The 15980-nt window shown below is 61.1% G+C and carries 14 protein-coding genes; 8 read left to right on the top strand and 6 right to left on the bottom strand.

All coding sequences use genetic code 11. The features are described from left to right. The first annotated feature begins 12 nt into the window (after positions 1–12). Together HMPREF9696_RS01035 and HMPREF9696_RS01040 are read left to right on the top strand one after the other, a co-directional pair. Positions 13–1014 carry an alpha/beta fold hydrolase gene (locus HMPREF9696_RS01035; RefSeq protein WP_002711075.1) on the top strand — a complete coding sequence of 334 codons (1002 nt, stop codon included), beginning with the start codon at positions 13–15 and terminating at the stop codon, positions 1012–1014. Positions 1015–1162: 148 nt separating this feature from the next. After that, a complete protein-coding gene (locus tag HMPREF9696_RS01040; RefSeq protein WP_002711076.1) occupies positions 1163–4411 on the top strand; it encodes a bifunctional cytochrome P450/NADPH--P450 reductase in 3249 nt (1082 codons plus the stop codon). Positions 4412–4476: 65 nt separating this feature from the next. Here HMPREF9696_RS01040 and HMPREF9696_RS01045 read toward each other — a convergent pair whose 3' ends face one another. Beyond that, entirely contained in the window at positions 4477–5391 is a 915-nt protein-coding gene (locus HMPREF9696_RS01045) for an alpha/beta fold hydrolase (RefSeq protein ID WP_002711077.1), read from the bottom strand. A gap of 186 nt (positions 5392–5577) precedes the next feature. Here HMPREF9696_RS01045 and HMPREF9696_RS01050 point away from each other — a divergent pair, with 186 nt between their 5' ends. From HMPREF9696_RS01050 to HMPREF9696_RS01075, 6 genes are all read left to right on the top strand, one after another. Further along, entirely contained in the window at positions 5578–5964 is a 387-nt protein-coding gene (locus HMPREF9696_RS01050) for a hypothetical protein (protein ID WP_002711078.1), read from the top strand. Continuing rightward, on the top strand, positions 5961–7070 hold the full coding sequence (locus HMPREF9696_RS01055; RefSeq protein ID WP_002711079.1) for a PHA/PHB synthase family protein: 1110 nt from the start codon (positions 5961–5963) through the stop codon (positions 7068–7070). Before HMPREF9696_RS01050 ends, HMPREF9696_RS01055 begins: the two co-directional genes overlap by 4 nt. Then, entirely contained in the window at positions 7067–7660 is a 594-nt protein-coding gene (locus tag HMPREF9696_RS01060; RefSeq protein ID WP_002711080.1) for a GNAT family N-acetyltransferase, read from the top strand. The genes HMPREF9696_RS01055 and HMPREF9696_RS01060 overlap by 4 nt, the downstream gene beginning before the upstream one ends. A gap of 160 nt (positions 7661–7820) precedes the next feature. Next, entirely contained in the window at positions 7821–8309 is a 489-nt protein-coding gene (locus HMPREF9696_RS01065) for a phasin family protein (RefSeq protein WP_002711081.1), read from the top strand. A 131-nt stretch (positions 8310–8440) separates the two neighbouring features. Next, positions 8441–9730: a DUF445 domain-containing protein gene (locus tag HMPREF9696_RS01070; protein WP_002711082.1), complete on the top strand. Its 1290-nt coding sequence runs from the start codon at positions 8441–8443 to the stop codon at positions 9728–9730. A 198-nt stretch (positions 9731–9928) separates the two neighbouring features. Further along, positions 9929–10702 carry an esterase/lipase family protein gene (locus HMPREF9696_RS01075; RefSeq protein WP_002711083.1) on the top strand — a complete coding sequence of 258 codons (774 nt, stop codon included), beginning with the start codon at positions 9929–9931 and terminating at the stop codon, positions 10700–10702. Positions 10703–10927: 225 nt separating this feature from the next. On the opposite strand, the gene HMPREF9696_RS01080 is transcribed toward HMPREF9696_RS01075, so the two are convergent. From HMPREF9696_RS01080 to HMPREF9696_RS01100, 5 genes are all read right to left on the bottom strand, one after another. After that, the gene (locus tag HMPREF9696_RS01080; protein WP_040301051.1) at positions 10928–11989 is read right to left on the bottom strand and encodes a branched-chain amino acid ABC transporter permease; all 1062 of its coding nucleotides are present in this window, start codon (positions 11987–11989) and stop codon (positions 10928–10930) included. Between the two features lie 11 nt (positions 11990–12000). Continuing rightward, entirely contained in the window at positions 12001–13020 is a 1020-nt protein-coding gene (locus HMPREF9696_RS01085; protein ID WP_002711085.1) for a branched-chain amino acid ABC transporter permease, read from the bottom strand. Further along, the gene (locus HMPREF9696_RS01090) at positions 13017–13739 is read right to left on the bottom strand and encodes an ABC transporter ATP-binding protein (protein ID WP_002711086.1); all 723 of its coding nucleotides are present in this window, start codon (positions 13737–13739) and stop codon (positions 13017–13019) included. The genes HMPREF9696_RS01085 and HMPREF9696_RS01090 overlap by 4 nt, the downstream gene beginning before the upstream one ends. Next, positions 13736–14503 carry an ABC transporter ATP-binding protein gene (locus tag HMPREF9696_RS01095; RefSeq protein WP_002711087.1) on the bottom strand — a complete coding sequence of 256 codons (768 nt, stop codon included), beginning with the start codon at positions 14501–14503 and terminating at the stop codon, positions 13736–13738. Before HMPREF9696_RS01095 ends, HMPREF9696_RS01090 begins: the two co-directional genes overlap by 4 nt. A gap of 189 nt (positions 14504–14692) precedes the next feature. After that, complete coding sequence (locus tag HMPREF9696_RS01100) at positions 14693–15874, bottom strand: substrate-binding domain-containing protein (RefSeq protein ID WP_002711088.1); 1182 nt, start codon at positions 15872–15874, stop codon at positions 14693–14695. Positions 15875–15980: the final 106 nt, after the last annotated feature.

Here is a 15980-nt window from a genome sequence, read left to right on the forward strand (position 1 = left end):
ATGGCGCACCCAATGATTGAAATGCCGCCGCTTCAGTATGCGAAGGTCAACGGCATCCGCATGGGCTTCTATGAGGCCGGTCCGAAAACAGGCAAGCCGCCCGTGGTGCTGTGCCACGGCTGGCCGGAAATCGCCTTCTCATGGCGCCACCAGATCAAGGCGCTCGGCGAAGCGGGCGTCCACGTCATCGCGCCAGACCAGCGCGGTTATGGTGCGACCGATCGGCCGGAGAAGGTCGAGGATTACGACATCGAGAACCTGACAGCCGACCTTGTCGGATTGCTGGATCATCTCAACATCGACAAGGCGATCTTCGTCGGTCACGACTGGGGCGGGTTCATCGTCTGGCAGATGCCGCTGCGCTATCCCTCGCGCGTCGCGGGCGTCATCGGCGTCAATACGCCGCATACGCCCCGCACCGAGAGCGATCCGATCGGTCTGCTCCGCAAGCGTTATGGCGACCATCTCTACATCGCGCAATTTCAGGATCCGGAACGCCGCGCTGACAAGATTTTCGACAGCCGTGTCGAGCAGACGTTCGACTTCTTCATGCGCAAGCCGATGCCGCAGAAGAAAGCGGCGGAAGCCGGCGAGGGACCGCCTGCGGCCGGTCTTGGAGCATCGCCAAAACTCAACATGGCTTTTCCGCAAATGGTCGCGGGCTATGACGGGACACTCGATCCGCGCGAAAAGATTCTGTCGCCCGAGGAGATGCAGGTCTTCATTGATGCCTTCAAGACGTCCGGCTTCACCGGCGGCATCAACTGGTATCGCAACATGACCCGCAACTGGGAGAGATCCGCGCATATCGACCACACCGTGCGGGTGCCCGCTCTGATGATCATGGCGGAGAACGATGCGGTTCTTCCGCCCTCATCCTGCGACGGGATGGAGAATATCGTTCCCGATCTGGAGAAGCACCTGATCAGGAACAGCGGCCACTGGACCCAGCAGGAGCAGCCCGCCGAGGTCAGCGCCAAGATCATCGAGTGGCGCAAGCGCAGGTTTGGCTGATCCGGGATCACGGCATCCTGGCATGCCATGTGAGTTTCACATGGTTCCGGAAGTCTTTGCAAAAGATGCGGCGGAACAGTAGCTTGGGCGAAAAGCTCCGGGCCAGCCGGACGTCGATCAAGTCACGTGGGCAGGAGATACCCGAGCGATGTCGTCCCCGAACAAGCTGAATCCGATTCCCCATCCGCCGAAGAAGCCGGTCGTCGGCAACATGCTGTCGCTGGATTCGACAGCGCCGGTGCAGGATCTTGTCCGCAAGAGCAGGGAATTGGGACCGATCTTCTGGCTCGACATGATGGGCCAGCCGCTCGTGATCGTCTCGGGGTTCGATCTCGTCGATGAGTTGAGCGACGAAAAGCGTTTTGACAAGGCGGTACGTGGTGCGCTGCGCCGTGTGCGCGCCATCGGCGGCGATGGCCTGTTCACGGCCGATACGACCGAGCCGAACTGGAGCAAGGCACACAACATCCTGCTTCAGCCGTTCGGCGGACGCGCAATGCAGTCGTACCACCCGATGATGGTTGATATCGCCGAGCAGCTCGTCAAGAAATGGGAACGTCTCAACGCCGACGACGAGATCGACGTCGTCCACGACATGACCGCTCTGACGCTCGATACGATCGGCCTCTGCGGCTTCGACTACCGGTTCAATTCATTCTATCGAGAGGACTATCATCCGTTCGTCGGTGCGCTCGTGCGCTCGCTCGAAACTATCATGATGACCCGCGGCCTGCCGCTTGAGAATCTGTTCATGCGGGCACGCCGCGCGACACTGTCAGAAGACGTCGTCTTCATGAACAAGATGGTGGACGAGATCGTCGCCGAACGCCGCAAGAATACGGATGCCGCCGCCGGCACCAAGGACATGCTCAACGCGATGATGACCGGCGTCGACAAGCTGACCGGTCAGCAGCTTGACGATGTGAACATCCGTTATCAGATCAATACATTTCTGATCGCAGGCCATGAAACGACCAGCGGTCTGTTGTCCTGCGCGATCTACGCCATGCTCAAGCATCCCGAGGTGCTGAGAAAGGCGTATGAGGAGGTGGATCGCGTTCTCGGTGCGGATATCAACGCCAAGCCGACCTTCCAGCAGGTCACGCAGCTTCACTACATCTCGCAGATTTTGAAAGAATCGCTGCGGATGTGGCCGCCTGCACCGGCCTATGGTGTTTCTCCGCTCAAGGACGAAACCATCGGCGGCAAATACAAGCTGAAGAAAGGTACGTTCGTCACCGTCCTGGTGATGGCGCTGCATCGTGATCCGTCCGTGTGGGGGCCGAATCCGGACGTTTTCGATCCGGAGAATTTCAGCCGCGAGGCGGAGGCCAAGCGCCCAGCGAATGCGTGGAAGCCGTTCGGCAACGGTCAGCGCGCCTGCATCGGCCGCGGCTTTGCGATGCATGAAGCGGCGCTGGCGCTCGGCATGATCCTTCAGCGGTTCCGGCTGATCGACCATGAGCGATATCAGATGCATCTGAAGGAAACGCTTACCATCAAGCCCGATGGCTTCAAGATCAAGGTGCGTCCGCGACCCGACAGCGAGCGGAAGATCACGGCAAAGCCTGCGGCCGCCTCAACCGGGACTGCGGCGCCGGCAGCGCCGGCCCGTGCGCGGCCTGGCCACAACACGCCGCTTCTCGTTCTCTACGGATCGAATCTTGGTACCGCCGAAGAACTGGCAACGCGCGTCGCAGACCTTGCCGAAGTCAACGGCTTCGACACCAAGCTCGGGACACTCGATGAATATGCCGGTCATCTGCCCGACAAGGGTGGCGTCCTGATCTTCTGCGCGTCCTATAACGGCGCAGCGCCGGATAACGCCACGCAATTCGTCAAATGGGTTTCGGGCGATCTGGCGAAGGATGCGCTGGCCGGGGTGCGCTATGCCGTGTTCGGCTGTGGCAACAGCGACTGGGCTGCGACATATCAGTCGATCCCGCGCATACTAGACGAACAACTCGCAGCGCACGGCGCGAAATCCGTTTATACGCGCGGCGAGGGCGACGCGCGAGACGATCTCGACGGCCAGTTCGAGAGATGGTTCGCAAAGCTCGGCGCGGCCTCGATGAAGGAGTTCGGTCTCGATGCCGGATCGGGCGCGAGCTTCGCCCGCAGCGCGGACGATGCGCCGCTGTATCAGCTCGAGCCTGTTGCTCCGACCGCGGTCAACACCATCGTCGTTCAGGGCGGCGTGGTGCAGATGCGGGTTCTTGCCAACGACGAACTGCAGAACGTCTCCGGCGCAAATCCGTCCACGCGCTCGACGCGGCATATAGAAGTCGAGTTGCCGGATAATCTCACATATCGGGTCGGGGATCACCTGAGCGTCATTCCGCGTAACGATCCGGTTCTGGTGGATGCGGTGGCGCGGCGTTTCGGTTTCCTGCCCGCGGATCAGGTGCGGCTGCATGTGGCCGCCGGGCGCCGGGCGCAACTGCCGGTCGACAATGCCGTGTCGGTCGGGCGGCTGCTCACCGAGTTCGTGGAGTTGCAGCAGATCGCGACCCGCAAGCAGATTCAGATCATGGCGGAGAATACGCGCTGTCCGAGGACGAAGCCGAAGCTGGAAGCCTTTGTCGGCGACGATCCTGCTTCCACCGAACTCTACCGCTCGGAAATTCTGGGCAAGCGCCGGTCGGTTTACAGCCTGCTGGAAGAATATCCGGCGTGCGAACTGCCGTTCCATACCTATCTGGAAATGCTGTCGCTGCTGTCGCCGCGCTATTATTCCATCTCGTCGTCGCCGGCATCGCTCGGTGCCAACAAATGCAGCGTGACCGTCGGCGTGGTCGATGCGCCCGCGACCTCCGGGCGCGGCATCTACAAGGGCGTCTGCTCGAATTATATGGCCAGCCGCCGGCCGGGCGATGTGGTTCACGCCATCATCCGCGAGACCAAGGCCGGCTTCCGGCTTCCCGAGAATCCGTTGACGCCGATCATCATGATCGGACCGGGCACCGGTCTCGCGCCGTTCCGCGGCTTCCTGCAGGAGCGCGCGGCGATGAGGGAGAAGGGGCAGACGCTCGGCCCGTCGATGCTGTTCTTCGGATGCCGTCATCCCGATCAGGATTTCCTCTACGCCGATGAACTGAAAGGCTACGCGGAGCAGGGGATCACCGATCTTCACGTTGCCTTCTCGCGTGCGGACACGCCGAAGAGCTATGTGCAGGACCTGATCGCAGCCCAGAAGGACAAGGTCTGGAAGCTGATCGAGGCGGGAGCGATCATCTATGTCTGCGGCGACGGCGGCAAGATGGAGCCGGATGTCAAGCGCGTGCTGATGTCGATCTACCGCGAGAAAACAGGCGCGGATGAAGCCGCCGCGGCAGCCTGGATCGACAGCATGGGAACGCAGAACCGCTACGTCCTCGACGTGTGGGCGGGGAGCTGAGTTTAGATCACGACTGGACTTAACCGTTTAAAGATCGGCTACGTCTGGCCACGACTGAAATCCGGCTAACGTTTCACGGCCCCATGCGCGTGATCGGCAATGCCGTTGATGATGGCGGGCCACATCGGAATCGGCAGCGCATGTCCCATGCCGTCGATCAGCAGCAGCTTCGCGCCAGGGATGGATGCGGCGGTGTCCTTGCCGGCCTCCACCCGCACCAGCGGATCGACGGTGCCGTGAATGACCAGCGTAGGCGCCTTCACCGAGCGCAGCCGGTCCTTGCGGTTGCCCGAGGCAAGGATCGCGCGCAATTGCCGCCCGACGCCGGCCGGATTGAGACCACGCGCATAGGTTGCTTCGGCGCGTTCGAGGTCCTTTGCTTCGTCCTGCGGGAACGAGCCGGCGCGCAGCACCTTCCATGTCTGTCCGAAACGCTCGAGATATTCCTCCTTGGTGGCCGGGGGAGGTGCGAGCAGGATGGCTGACGCCTCGCGGGTCGCTTGCGGCAGTTTCGGATTGCCGGTCGACGACATGATGGAGGTTAGTGACAGCACACGATCAGGATGCTGCATCGCGATTTCCTGCGCGATCATGCCGCCCATCGACGCGCCGACGATATGCGCCTTGCCGATGCCGAGCGTATCGAGCAGCCCGACTACGTCGTTCGCCATATCCCAGAGTTTATAGGGCGCCTCCGGCGCGATCTTGAACAGCCGGAGTTTGATCAGATCGAGCGCGCGCAGCGGCTTGCCGCCGGACAGTCTGGTCGACTTTCCGATATCGCGATTGTCGAAACGGATCACGCGAAAGCCGCGCCCTGCCAACTGTTGACAGAATTCGTCGTCCCAATGGATCATCTGGGCGCCGAGGCCCATGATGAGCACCAGCGGCTGTGCATCCGGCGCACCGAAAATTTCGTAACAGAGTTCGATCCCGTTGGCTTTCGCCATCTGCGGCGGCTGATGTGCAATTGTGTCCACGTCGCATCCCTCGAAATGAAACAAGTTAAATCCCTATTGCATGCTTTTAACGCTGACAGAAGCGGGGAGCGGCGTCACCCCGTTTTAAACGATGGGCCGGTTGACCCCGGTCCCGCAACGGTATGGAATGGTAAAAAAGGCCGGCTCAACGGCTGCTTCGTTAATGCTTCCGGAGGGGCGCCAAATATGTCCGACAAACCCACCGATCCGATGCAGGTGTGGCACACCATGCTTGCGGAGATGGAGAAAGGTTTCAACACCATGGCCAATCAGGTCATGGGTTCGGAACAATTCAGCAAGGTGACGCACCAACTGACGGGTGCGTCCGTTGGCGCACAGAAAGCCGTCGGCGATCTGATGGAGCGCTATCTGGTCGGCATGAATCTGCCCAGCCGCGCGCAGATGACCAGTATGGCTGAGCGCCTCCAGTCGATCGAAGGCCAGTTGAACGATATCAAGGCGATTCTCAATCGCGTCTATGGCGATGCTGCTTCACAAGGGAACGGGATCGCCGCGCCGCGGCCGCCGCGCACCAAGCAGCCGCCGTCCGCAGCCGGTGGAGGCGCACCATGAACGCATCGGTCAACAACGCATCCGCCGGCGCGAGTACGGTGCCGGATTTTACCCAGATCGGTGAACGCATCCAGACCGAAGTCCAGCGCGCGATTCAGCGCAGCATCAAGGGCGTCGAATATTTTGCGTCATCCGGTCCCGCGCTCGGATCGACGCCGAAAGACGTGCTGATCTCCAGAGGCACGATGAATCTCTATCACTATCGGCCGATGGCGGATGAGATCTACCGCATTCCGATCCTGATCGTGATGGCGACGACCAATCGCGGTTACATCCTCGACCTCGTTCCGGGACAGAGCTTCATCGAATTCCTGCTCAAGAAGGGATTCGATGTCTACATGCTCGACTGGAACGCGCCGCGGCCTGAGGAAAAATCGCTGCGGATGGAAGACTACGTCCTTGGCTTCATCCCGGAATGCATTCAGCGCGTTCAGGAAGATTCAGGCGAAACCGACGTCAATCTGATCGGCTATTGTTTCGGCGGCGTCCTGTCGCTGCTCTATTCATCGATTCATCGCGATGGCCCGGTGAAGAATCTGGTGTGTTTCACGACGCCCATTGATTTCCGGCAGATGAAGCTGTTCCAGAATTTTTCCGACCGCCGCTACTTCGATGTGGACGGCCTGATCGACAAGGCCGGCAATGTCTCGCCCGAAATGATCCGGTCGTCGTTTGAAATGCTGCGTCCGGCATCGCGCGCGGTCGGGCAGATTCAGCTCTGGGAAAACATCTGGAACGACGAGTATGTGAAGTCCTTCCAGATGTTCGATCGGTGGGGGCAGGATACGCTGCCGCTGGCCGGCGAATACTTCCGGCAGACCACGAAAGATTTGATGTGGGACAACAAGCTGTTCAACGACACCATGACGGTTGGCGGCCGGGCAGCGAATCTCGCCGACATCAAGATTCCCTTGCTGCATGCGGTGGCCGAGCACGATCACATTGTCCCGTATGATGCCGCCAAGCACCTCGTTGCGAAAATCGGTTCCACGGACAAGACCGAGGTCATTCTCAAAGGCGGTCATGTCAGTCTCGTTGCCGGAGCGAACGCCATCAAACGTCTCTGGCCCAAACTCGATTCCTGGTTAAGTGAGCGATCAACATGAGCACTGAAGTCCGTTCCTACCCGCGCCGCGTGAAGACCGAAGGTGGCGAAATCGAATTTCGCCATATGACCGCGGCGGACGAAGCGGCGGTTCTGGCATTCGCACAGAAACTGCCGGTTCACGATCTGCTGTTCATCCCGCGCAACATCAGCGAGCCGAAGGTGCTGTCCGCCTGGATCAAGGAGATTGATCGCGGCGGACTGGTCAGCCTGCTGGCCATCAAGGATGGCGCCGTGGTGGGCTGCGGCACCATCGTGCGCGATCCCTTGTCATGGTCTCCCCATGTCGGCGAAATCCGCATGGTTGTTTCCAAGGACGTGCGCGGCCTCGGCGTCGGCCGGGCGCTGTCGCAGGAGACTTTCGCGCTGGCGCTGGGATCGGGGCTGGAAAAGATCGTCGCCCAGATGACGGTAGACCAGACCGGCGCTATCGCGCTGTTTGAAAGCCTTGGCTTCAAGGCGGAGGCGCTGCTGCACGATCAGGTGCGCGATCTGGCCGGAAAAACCCATGATATCGTGATGTTGGGCCACAATGTCGCGAAGGTACGGGCCCAGCTTGAAGCCTACGGGGTTCCGGAGGCGGTCGGCTAACTGCCTGTATTAAATACGTTTTCATTACATCACAGGTTCGTGATGACGCGGTGCAATATTCATGTTGCATCGCGTCATAGACTTTGGCATAAGACCCGTGCCCCGGGCCATTCCGGACGGGGATGAGCCCATAGCTCGAAACCTGAGGATGGAGACAAACATGACCAATTCTTTCAACGCCGAGTCCGTGCTGAACACCGTCAAGACCGCTTTTACGCCCGTCACCGACGCGCTCAAGAACTTCCCGAACGTCGAAGTTCCTGAAGCTGCTCGTGAGTTCGTGAAGAAGGCCGCCGGTAACGCGCAGGTTCGCGCCACCGAGATTCACAACGGTTCGGAGAAGGTGACTTCGGCGATCGAAACCGCGGTTGCCGGTTCGGTCAGCGAGACCGCGAAGATCTCCCGCACCATCCAGCAGGCGATGTACGAAGACGCGCAGGCGCTGTTCGCCGGCATCGACAAGCTCGCTTCGGCCAAGTCGCTGAACGAAGCCGTGTCGATCCAGAACGACCTGCTCCGCGCCCAGGGCGAAGTCGTTGTGGCCCGCGCCAAGGCGACCACCGAATATCTCGGCAAGCTGATCGCCGACGGTGCGAAGACCGCGCAGGACAACTTCGCGAAGGTCACGTCCTACGCCAAGTCGGCCTGATCGTTCTAGCCTCGACTATCTTACAATTCGACGATCAAAGGCCCGCCTCGTGCGGGCCTTTGTTTGCCGCGCACCTGCTTCCTTTGACGGGAGCGGGTCCGCGAGGCAATGTCGGTTGAGCAGGATCGATCATGGCTGAGACAGAGAAATTCGTGCTCGTGGCCGACGGCGGGGACATCGCCCGCGCCGCCGAACTGCGCCGGATCAAGATGCTTGCGACGCTCGTGCTCGCGGGTTGCGTCGTGTTGCTCGTCGTTGCCAGGATGATGGAGCGCGCGCATCCGGCGTTCGGATTCGTCGCGGCGTTCGCGGAAGCGGCGACCATCGGCGGGCTTGCCGACTGGTACGCGGTGGTCGCGCTGTTCCGGCGGCCGCTGGGCCTGCCGATTCCCCACACGGCGATCATTCAGCAGAATCAGCACCGCATCGCCGAGAAACTCGGCGAGTTCATCGAGGTGCATTTTCTCAGCCCCGCGCCGGTGGATGCGAAACTGCGTGAGGTCGATTTCGCATCCTTCATCTCGGACTGGCTGACCGACCCGAAGAAAAGTTCCGATCTTGCGCGTTTCGTTCTGCGCATGTTGCCGGAAGCGCTGACGGCCGCCGAAACCTCCGGGCTGCGGTCCTACTTTACACGCCGCATCATCACGCAGTTGCAGGGCGTCGATCTCGCGCCGCTGGCGGCGGGGACATTGCGCGGCTTCGTCGCCGAAGGCCGCCACAAGGAGATGCTGGACGATCTCCTGCAGGCGATTCACGATTCGCTCAACAAGCCTGAAACACTGGAGATGATCCGCGAGAAGATCCGCAACGAATTGCCGACGCTGCTGAAGTTCTATCGCGCCGACAGGTTCCTGCTGAAGCGGATCGCGGCCTCCGCAACGTCGTTCTTTGAAGAGGTGCGCGCCGATCCGAAACATCCGTTTCGCGACGAGGTCGATCGCATCCTGATGGCGTTGCCGGACAAGCTCGCCAACGACAAGGCCTATGCGGACCGTCTTGACAGCCTGAAGCGCGATCTGCTGGCGCGGCCGGAACTCGCGGCGCTCGCGGGCGATATCTGGGGCAACGTCAAGACGTTCATCGACAGAAGCGCGAGCGGCGAGAGCAATGTCCTGCATCATCACTTGAGCCGGCTGTTTGTCGAAGCGGGCATGCAACTGCGCGCGGACAGCGAGATGCGCGAGGAGATCAACAAGGGCATCGTCGCCGTGTTGCGCAGTTTCATCGCAGAGCAGAAGAGCGGCGTGTCGCGTTTCATCGCCGATCAGGTCAAGTCGTGGGACATGAAGCAACTGATCAACCTGATCGAGATCAACATCGGCAAGGACCTTCAGTACATCCGTTTCAACGGCGCGCTGATTGGCGGTTTGGCCGGTCTTGCGCTGCATACAGCGGAGATTGCGCTGAAGGCTGTGTGATTCTCGCAGAACAAATTTGCCACAGTCCACAGAACATACGTTTGAAACGTGCTTTTCAATGCTTGAAATGGAGAAAATCGCACCCTAGCTTTCATGACCGTTTTGGTGATTTGCGTTTTGACCAGGTGGTTTCGCATATCGAAATTGACTGAGTTCGGCCGGCCGAAAGCCGGAACGTACAGAGGAAAAGGACATCGAATGACTGCTGCTGCTCAGACGCTTCGCCCGCCGTCCAGACTGCTGATGCTGCTGGAAGCGCGTGCGATCAACGAGTTCGGTGCGTTCCTCGGCGCGCTTCCGCTGCTGAGTCTCGCGCCAAAGGGTGACGGTCATCCTGTGCTTGTGCTGCCTGGACTCATCACCAGCGATGCTGCGACACGGCCGCTGCGTTCGTTTCTCAAGGGCCGCGGTTATGCCGTGAGCGGCTGGGGCCTTGGCCGCAACTTCGGTCCGCGCGCCGGTGTGGAAGAGGCCATGCGTAACCTGGTGAAAGACCTCAACGAGACTCATGGCCGCAAGGTCAGCCTCGTGGGATGGAGCCTTGGCGGTATCTATGCGCGTCAGCTCGCGAAGATGATGCCGGATCGCGTGCGCTCGGTAATTACGCTCGGCAGCCCGTTCGGCGGCCATCCGCGCGCGACCAATGCGTGGCGCACTTACGAGGCTGTCAGCGGGCAGAGCGCCGAAGACTACGACACCCATCTCGGCGGCCACATGTCGAAGACGCCGCCGGTGCCGACGACGGCGATCTTCAGCCGCACCGATGGAATCTGTGCTTGGCAGAGTTGCATCGAACAGCCCGGCACATACGCGGAGAACATCGAGGTGAACGGCGCCAGCCATTGCGGCATGGGTCATCATCCCGCGATTGTCTACGCCGTCGCCGATCGCCTGGCGCAGGCCGAAGGCGAGTGGAAGCCGTTCGATCGCGGCGGCTGGCGCGGTCTGGTTTATCCGGACCCGGCGCGGTGATCGCATCACGTCATTGCGAGGAGAGTTAGCGACGAAGCAATCCAGCTTATTGAAGCACGCAAAGATGGATTGCTTTGCTTCGCTCGCAATGACGAAGTTGAATCGCAGATCAAAAACGTCAAATGTTGTCATGCCCGGGCTTGTCCCGGGCATCCACGTTTTTGGATGACGTATCAAGACGTGGGTGGCCCGAATCAGTCCGGCCATGACGAACGAGAGATGACGCTACGCCTTTTTCCCGCGTAGCTTGCCGACAACGCCGGTCGGGAAGAAGTAGACGCTGGCGATGAACAGCAGGCCGAGCCACAGCAGCCAGCGGTCCGGATGCAACAGGTCGGGCAGCACCGGAATGCCCGCGCTGGCGGTGGCTTTCGAGGCCATACCCATCAGTGTCTGCAGATAATTTTCCGCCAGAATGAACATCGCGGCGCCGATAATAGCGCCGTACATTGTGCCCATGCCGCCGATCACCACCATCAGCAGAATATCGACCATGATGGTGAAGGAGAGCGACGTATCGGGGCCGGCATAGCGCAGCCACAGCGAATTCAGCATGCCCGCAGCCGCGGCCACCAGCGCCGCAATCACATTGGCCCATGTCAGGTGGAACACGGTGCGATAGCCCAGCGCTTCGGCCCGGAAACGATTTTCTCGCACGGCCTGCAACACGCGGCCGAACGGCGAATTCACGATCCGCAGCAGCAACAGGATCATCGCCGCCGCGCCGAAGAACACGATGTAATAGGTCAGCGTGCGGCCGGTGAACTCGAAGCCGAGAATGTCCTTCGAGATCAGCACGGTGCCGGGCCGCAGCAGTTCGGGCAATCGGAAGCTGCGTCCATCGTCACCGCCGGTGAGCCAGGACAGTTGCGAGGCCAGAACCAGAAACGCCGACGCGACCGCCAGCGTGATCATCGCGAAGAAAATCGCCTGCACGCGCAGCGAGAACAGCCCGATACAAAGGGCGAGCAGGGCGGCCAGCGGCAAGCCGACGATGATGCCGGTGGCGACGCCCGCCCATGTCGGGCCCATCGCGTACAGTGCGATGGCGATGGCGTAAGAGCCGATGCCGTAGAACATCGTATGCGCGAACGACACCGTGCCGGTGTAGCCCAGCAGCAGGTCGTAGGACGCAACCAGCGCCGCGAAGATGCAGATCTTGGTGGCGACATTCATCGCCTTGGCGCCGGGGAACAGGAATGGCGCCAGCGCCAGCAGCGTCACGATGACGATGAGCAGAAGGCTGAGAACGCGGCTGCGCGGCGGATCGCCGGAAAGGATCATCATCTGCAAATCTTTTATCTGTTGGTCACCGGATAAAGCCCGCGCGGCCGCCACATCAGGATTGCGACCATCAGAAGGATGTTCGAGATCAGCGCCAACTTCGGCACCAGGAAGCCGCCATAGTTCGCGACCATGGCGACCAGAATGGCGCCGATGAAACAGCCGCCGATGGAGCCGAGGCCGCCAATGATGATGACGATGAATATCAGCACCGTCAGGTCACCGCCCATGGAAGCGTGCACCTCTTCGCGATAGAGCGCCCACATGATGCCGCCGAGTCCTGCGAGCGCGGAGCCGACCATGAACACGCCCAAGAATAATCGTTTGATGCGATAGCCGAGCGCCTCGACCATTTCGCGATTTTCGACACCCGCACGGATCAGCAGGCCGATCTTGGTGCGGTTCAACACCAGCAGCACAAGGCCGAACACGACGAGGCCGACCAGCATGGCCAGCACACGATATTTGGCGATCGCGATGTCGCCGAAGATGAAAGAGCCGCGCAGGGACGTCGGCAGCGGCAGCGGAATGCGCTGCGGCCCCCACAGCGCATAAAGCATCTGTTCGGCGACGATCAGCCCGCCCATGGTGATCAGGATTTGCTTGAGGTGATTGCCATAAACCGGAAGGATCAATACGCGCTCGAACACAAGGCCGAGCGCGCCGGACACGGCCATCGCCAGCAAGGCGGCGGGTGCGAGCGCAAGCAGGTTGAGCCCAAGCGAATCCGCCTGCACGTAGCCGGCCATCGGCACCAGCACCAGCGTTGCGATATAGGCGCCGACCGCGATGAACGCGCCGTGGCCGAAATTCAGAACATCCATCAGGCCGAACACCAGCGTCAGGCCGGACGCCATGATGAAGATCATCATGCCCATTGCGAGGCTGGCGACCGTCAGCGTCACCCAGGTCGAAGGCGAGCCGATCAGCGGGATCATGGCCAGCGCCAGCGCGACCGGAAGCAGCAGCGGAATGATGTCACGCTTCGCTTGCGGAAGTGGCTCAACAGTGACGGGTGAAGTTGTGTCGGTCATTGATGCGCCTCGAGGCTCAGACCCAGCAGCTTTTCCTGCAACGCGGTGTCTCCGGCGAGTTCGGCCATCGCGCCGCGATGCACGATCCTGCCGTTGTCCATCACCAGCACAGTGTCACCGACCTCCTGCGCGACGCGGAAATTCTGTTCGACCAGCAGAATGGTCGCGCCGCTCTTTTTCACTTCAGCGAGACATTCGATCAGGTTGACCACGATGGCAGGGGCGAGGCCCTTGGTCGGTTCGTCGATCAGGAGCAGCTTGCGCGGCTCGACAATGGCGCGGGCAATGGACAGCATCTGCTTTTGTCCGCCGGAGAGCGAGCCTGCGCGCGACAGCCAGAAGCGTTTCAGCGCCGGGAAGAATCCGAAAATCCACTGCAGCCGCACATCATCAAGCGGGCCTTCACGCGCGGCGAGGACAAGGTTTTCCTTCACGGTCAGGTCCGAGAACACCGCCATGGTTTCGGGGACATAGCCGACGCCGAGACTGGCGATGTCAGGCGTCGCCAGCTTCTCGATGGTCTGTCCGGCGAGTTTGATCTGGCCGGAGGAGGGCGACGACAGGCCCATGATGGTGCGCAATGTCGTGGTCTTGCCCGCGCCGTTGCGGCCGAGCAGCATCGTGGTCTGGCCTTCGGGCACCGTGAAATCGACGCCGTGCAGGATGTGATACTGCGCGATGTGGGTGTGAACGCCGGTGAGGGTCAACATGTCGCTCATGCCGCACTCTTTCCGGGCGCGATGCCGAGATAGGCTTCCTGCACGATCGGCGAGGCGATCACCTCGGCGGGCTTGCCGTCGGCGACCAGTTGCCCGTTATGCAGGACGATGATGCGGTCGGCGAGCGAGCGCACCACATCCATCTTGTGCTCGACCAGAAGGATGATCTTGCTGCTGTCCTGTTTCAGCCGCGCGATCAGGTCGAGCACGACCGGCACTTCATCGACGCTCATGCCCGCGGTCGGCTCGTCGAACATGAAGACTTTCGGCTCCAGCGCCATCATCAGCGCGACTTCGAGCTTGCGCTGGTCGCCATGCGAGAGCGCAGCGGCCGCGACCGTGCGGCGGTTGCCGAGCGCGATGGACTGGAGGATGCTGTCGGCGCGTTCGATCAGGTCACGGCGCTTCATCCAGGGGCGCAGCATTTCGTAATGCACGCCGCTGGCCGCTTGTACGGCGAGGCGGACGTTTTCCTCGACGCTCAGGTTCGGAAACAGATTGGTGAGCTGGAACGCACGGCCGAGGCCCTTGCGGGTGCGCAGCGGCGCTGACAGGCGGGTGATGTCTTCGCCATTGAGCAGGACGTCTCCACCGGTGGGGCGCAACTGTCCGGAAATCAGGTTGAAATAGGTGGTCTTGCCGGCGCCGTTCGGGCCGACGATGGCGGTCAGTTCGCCGGGGCGGAATGTGCAACTCACCTTGTTGACGGCGACATGGCCGCCGAAGCGAATGGTCAGGTCGCGGGTCTCTAAGGTGAGGGGCATGTATTCGTTATCGATGGTTTGATGCGAGCGACTTCTTTTTCACCTCTCCCCGTTTACGGGGAGAGGTCGCGAGCCGTCAGGCGAGCGGGTGAGGGGCAAGTCTCGAAGTCAGCGATCAGCCCCTCACCCCGGAGCATTCGCTGCTCTCAGTCTCCGACCTCTCCCCGCGAGCGGGGAGAGGTGAAAACCTCACCTCTTGTTCTTGATCGGGATCTGCATGTCCTCGATCTTCAGTTCGCGGACCAGTTCGTTGTCGGCCCAGGCAAGGTTCGGATCGACCTTGACCTTGAAGTGGTACATGCTCTGCAGCGCCTGATGGTCTTCCTTGCGGAAGATCATCTTGCCCTTGGGCGTATCGAACTCCATGCCTTCCATCGCCGCGATCAGCTTCTCGGTGTCGGTGGACTTCGCCTTTTGCACGGCGGTGACCGCAGCCATCGCCGCCGCGAAACCGCCCGCCGTAAAGAAGTCCGGCGGCGCGTTGAAGCGCTTCTTGTGCTCGGCGACGAGCCAGTCGTTGATCGGGTTTTTCGGGATGGCGTAATAGTAATAGGTGGCGCCTTCCATGCCGGGCAGCCGCTTGTAGGCGGCGAGCGCGGGCAGGATGTTGCCGCCGCTGGACAGTTCAATGCCGTAGCGCTTCGGGTCCATATCCTGAATCTTGGTCAGCGGATCGCCGCCGCCGGCCCAGATCACCCAGATGATCTTCTTGCCGGGCTTGTCCTTCAGCGCGTCGAACAGGCGCTGACCTGCCGCTGTAAAGTCGGTCGTTCCCGGCGGCACGTATTCTTCCGCGGCCAGCGTCGCGCCGGTTTTCGCCAGCGCTTCCTTGAACGCGGCGACGCCGTCGCGTCCGAACGCGAAGTCCTGACCCAGCGTTGCGATGGTCACGCCCGGTTTGCCGATGGCGACCGCGTTGGAGATCGCGTCCTGCGACGAGTTGCGGCCGGTGCGGAAGATGTAGCGATTCCACTTCTCGCCGGTGATGGCGTCGGCGACCGCTGGCTCGACGATCAGCACTTTCTTGTTTTCCTCGGCGATCGGCAGCATCGCGAGCGCTGCGCCCGAGGCGGTGGTGCCAATGGCGAGATCGACCTTGTCGTCCTGATAGGCTTCGGCCAGCGCCGCCTTGGCGAGGTCCGGCTTGCCCTGATCGTCCTTGGTGATGAGGACGATCTTTCGCCCGTCGACCATCATCGTGTTCTTGGTGGCGTATTCCAGACCCATGCGCAGCCCGGTTTCCGTCTGCTTGGCATAGGCTTCGAGCGGTCCGGTCTTGCCGTAGATCAGCGCGATCTTGAGATCGTCTGCCGATGCTGGCGCTGCGGCCAGAGCCGCAGCAACGCCCGCGAAAATTGCAATCTTGCGCATTCTTGTCCTCCCTTTTGGTGAGGGGACCATACATAGCCGCGCTGAAAATACCAATTTTTTTAGGAAGGTGACCCGGATGCCGGCCCCGGATTCCTGCCATGTACTA

It is taken from the genome of Afipia clevelandensis ATCC 49720, assembly GCF_000336555.1.
Taxonomy (GTDB): Bacteria; Pseudomonadota; Alphaproteobacteria; order Rhizobiales; family Xanthobacteraceae; genus Afipia; species Afipia clevelandensis.

What these genes read in the sequence shown, in the direction of transcription:
- HMPREF9696_RS01035 (WP_002711075.1), top strand. Translation starts at nt 13, where the DNA reads ATGATTGAAATGCCGCCGCTTCAGTATGCGAAGGTCAACGGCATCCGC.
- HMPREF9696_RS01040 (WP_002711076.1), top strand. Translation starts at nt 1,163, where the DNA reads ATGTCGTCCCCGAACAAGCTGAATCCGATTCCCCATCCGCCGAAGAAG.
- HMPREF9696_RS01050 (WP_002711078.1), top strand. Translation starts at nt 5,578, where the DNA reads ATGTCCGACAAACCCACCGATCCGATGCAGGTGTGGCACACCATGCTT.
- HMPREF9696_RS01055 (WP_002711079.1), top strand. Translation starts at nt 5,961, where the DNA reads ATGAACGCATCGGTCAACAACGCATCCGCCGGCGCGAGTACGGTGCCG.
- HMPREF9696_RS01060 (WP_002711080.1), top strand. Translation starts at nt 7,067, where the DNA reads ATGAGCACTGAAGTCCGTTCCTACCCGCGCCGCGTGAAGACCGAAGGT.
- HMPREF9696_RS01065 (WP_002711081.1), top strand. Translation starts at nt 7,821, where the DNA reads ATGACCAATTCTTTCAACGCCGAGTCCGTGCTGAACACCGTCAAGACC.
- HMPREF9696_RS01070 (WP_002711082.1), top strand. Translation starts at nt 8,441, where the DNA reads ATGGCTGAGACAGAGAAATTCGTGCTCGTGGCCGACGGCGGGGACATC.
- HMPREF9696_RS01075 (WP_002711083.1), top strand. Translation starts at nt 9,929, where the DNA reads ATGACTGCTGCTGCTCAGACGCTTCGCCCGCCGTCCAGACTGCTGATG.
- HMPREF9696_RS01080 (WP_040301051.1), bottom strand. Translation starts at nt 11,989, where the DNA reads ATGATGATCCTTTCCGGCGATCCGCCGCGCAGCCGCGTTCTCAGCCTT.
- HMPREF9696_RS01085 (WP_002711085.1), bottom strand. Translation starts at nt 13,020, where the DNA reads ATGACCGACACAACTTCACCCGTCACTGTTGAGCCACTTCCGCAAGCG.
- HMPREF9696_RS01090 (WP_002711086.1), bottom strand. Translation starts at nt 13,739, where the DNA reads ATGAGCGACATGTTGACCCTCACCGGCGTTCACACCCACATCGCGCAG.
- HMPREF9696_RS01095 (WP_002711087.1), bottom strand. Translation starts at nt 14,503, where the DNA reads ATGCCCCTCACCTTAGAGACCCGCGACCTGACCATTCGCTTCGGCGGC.
- HMPREF9696_RS01100 (WP_002711088.1), bottom strand. Translation starts at nt 15,874, where the DNA reads ATGCGCAAGATTGCAATTTTCGCGGGCGTTGCTGCGGCTCTGGCCGCA.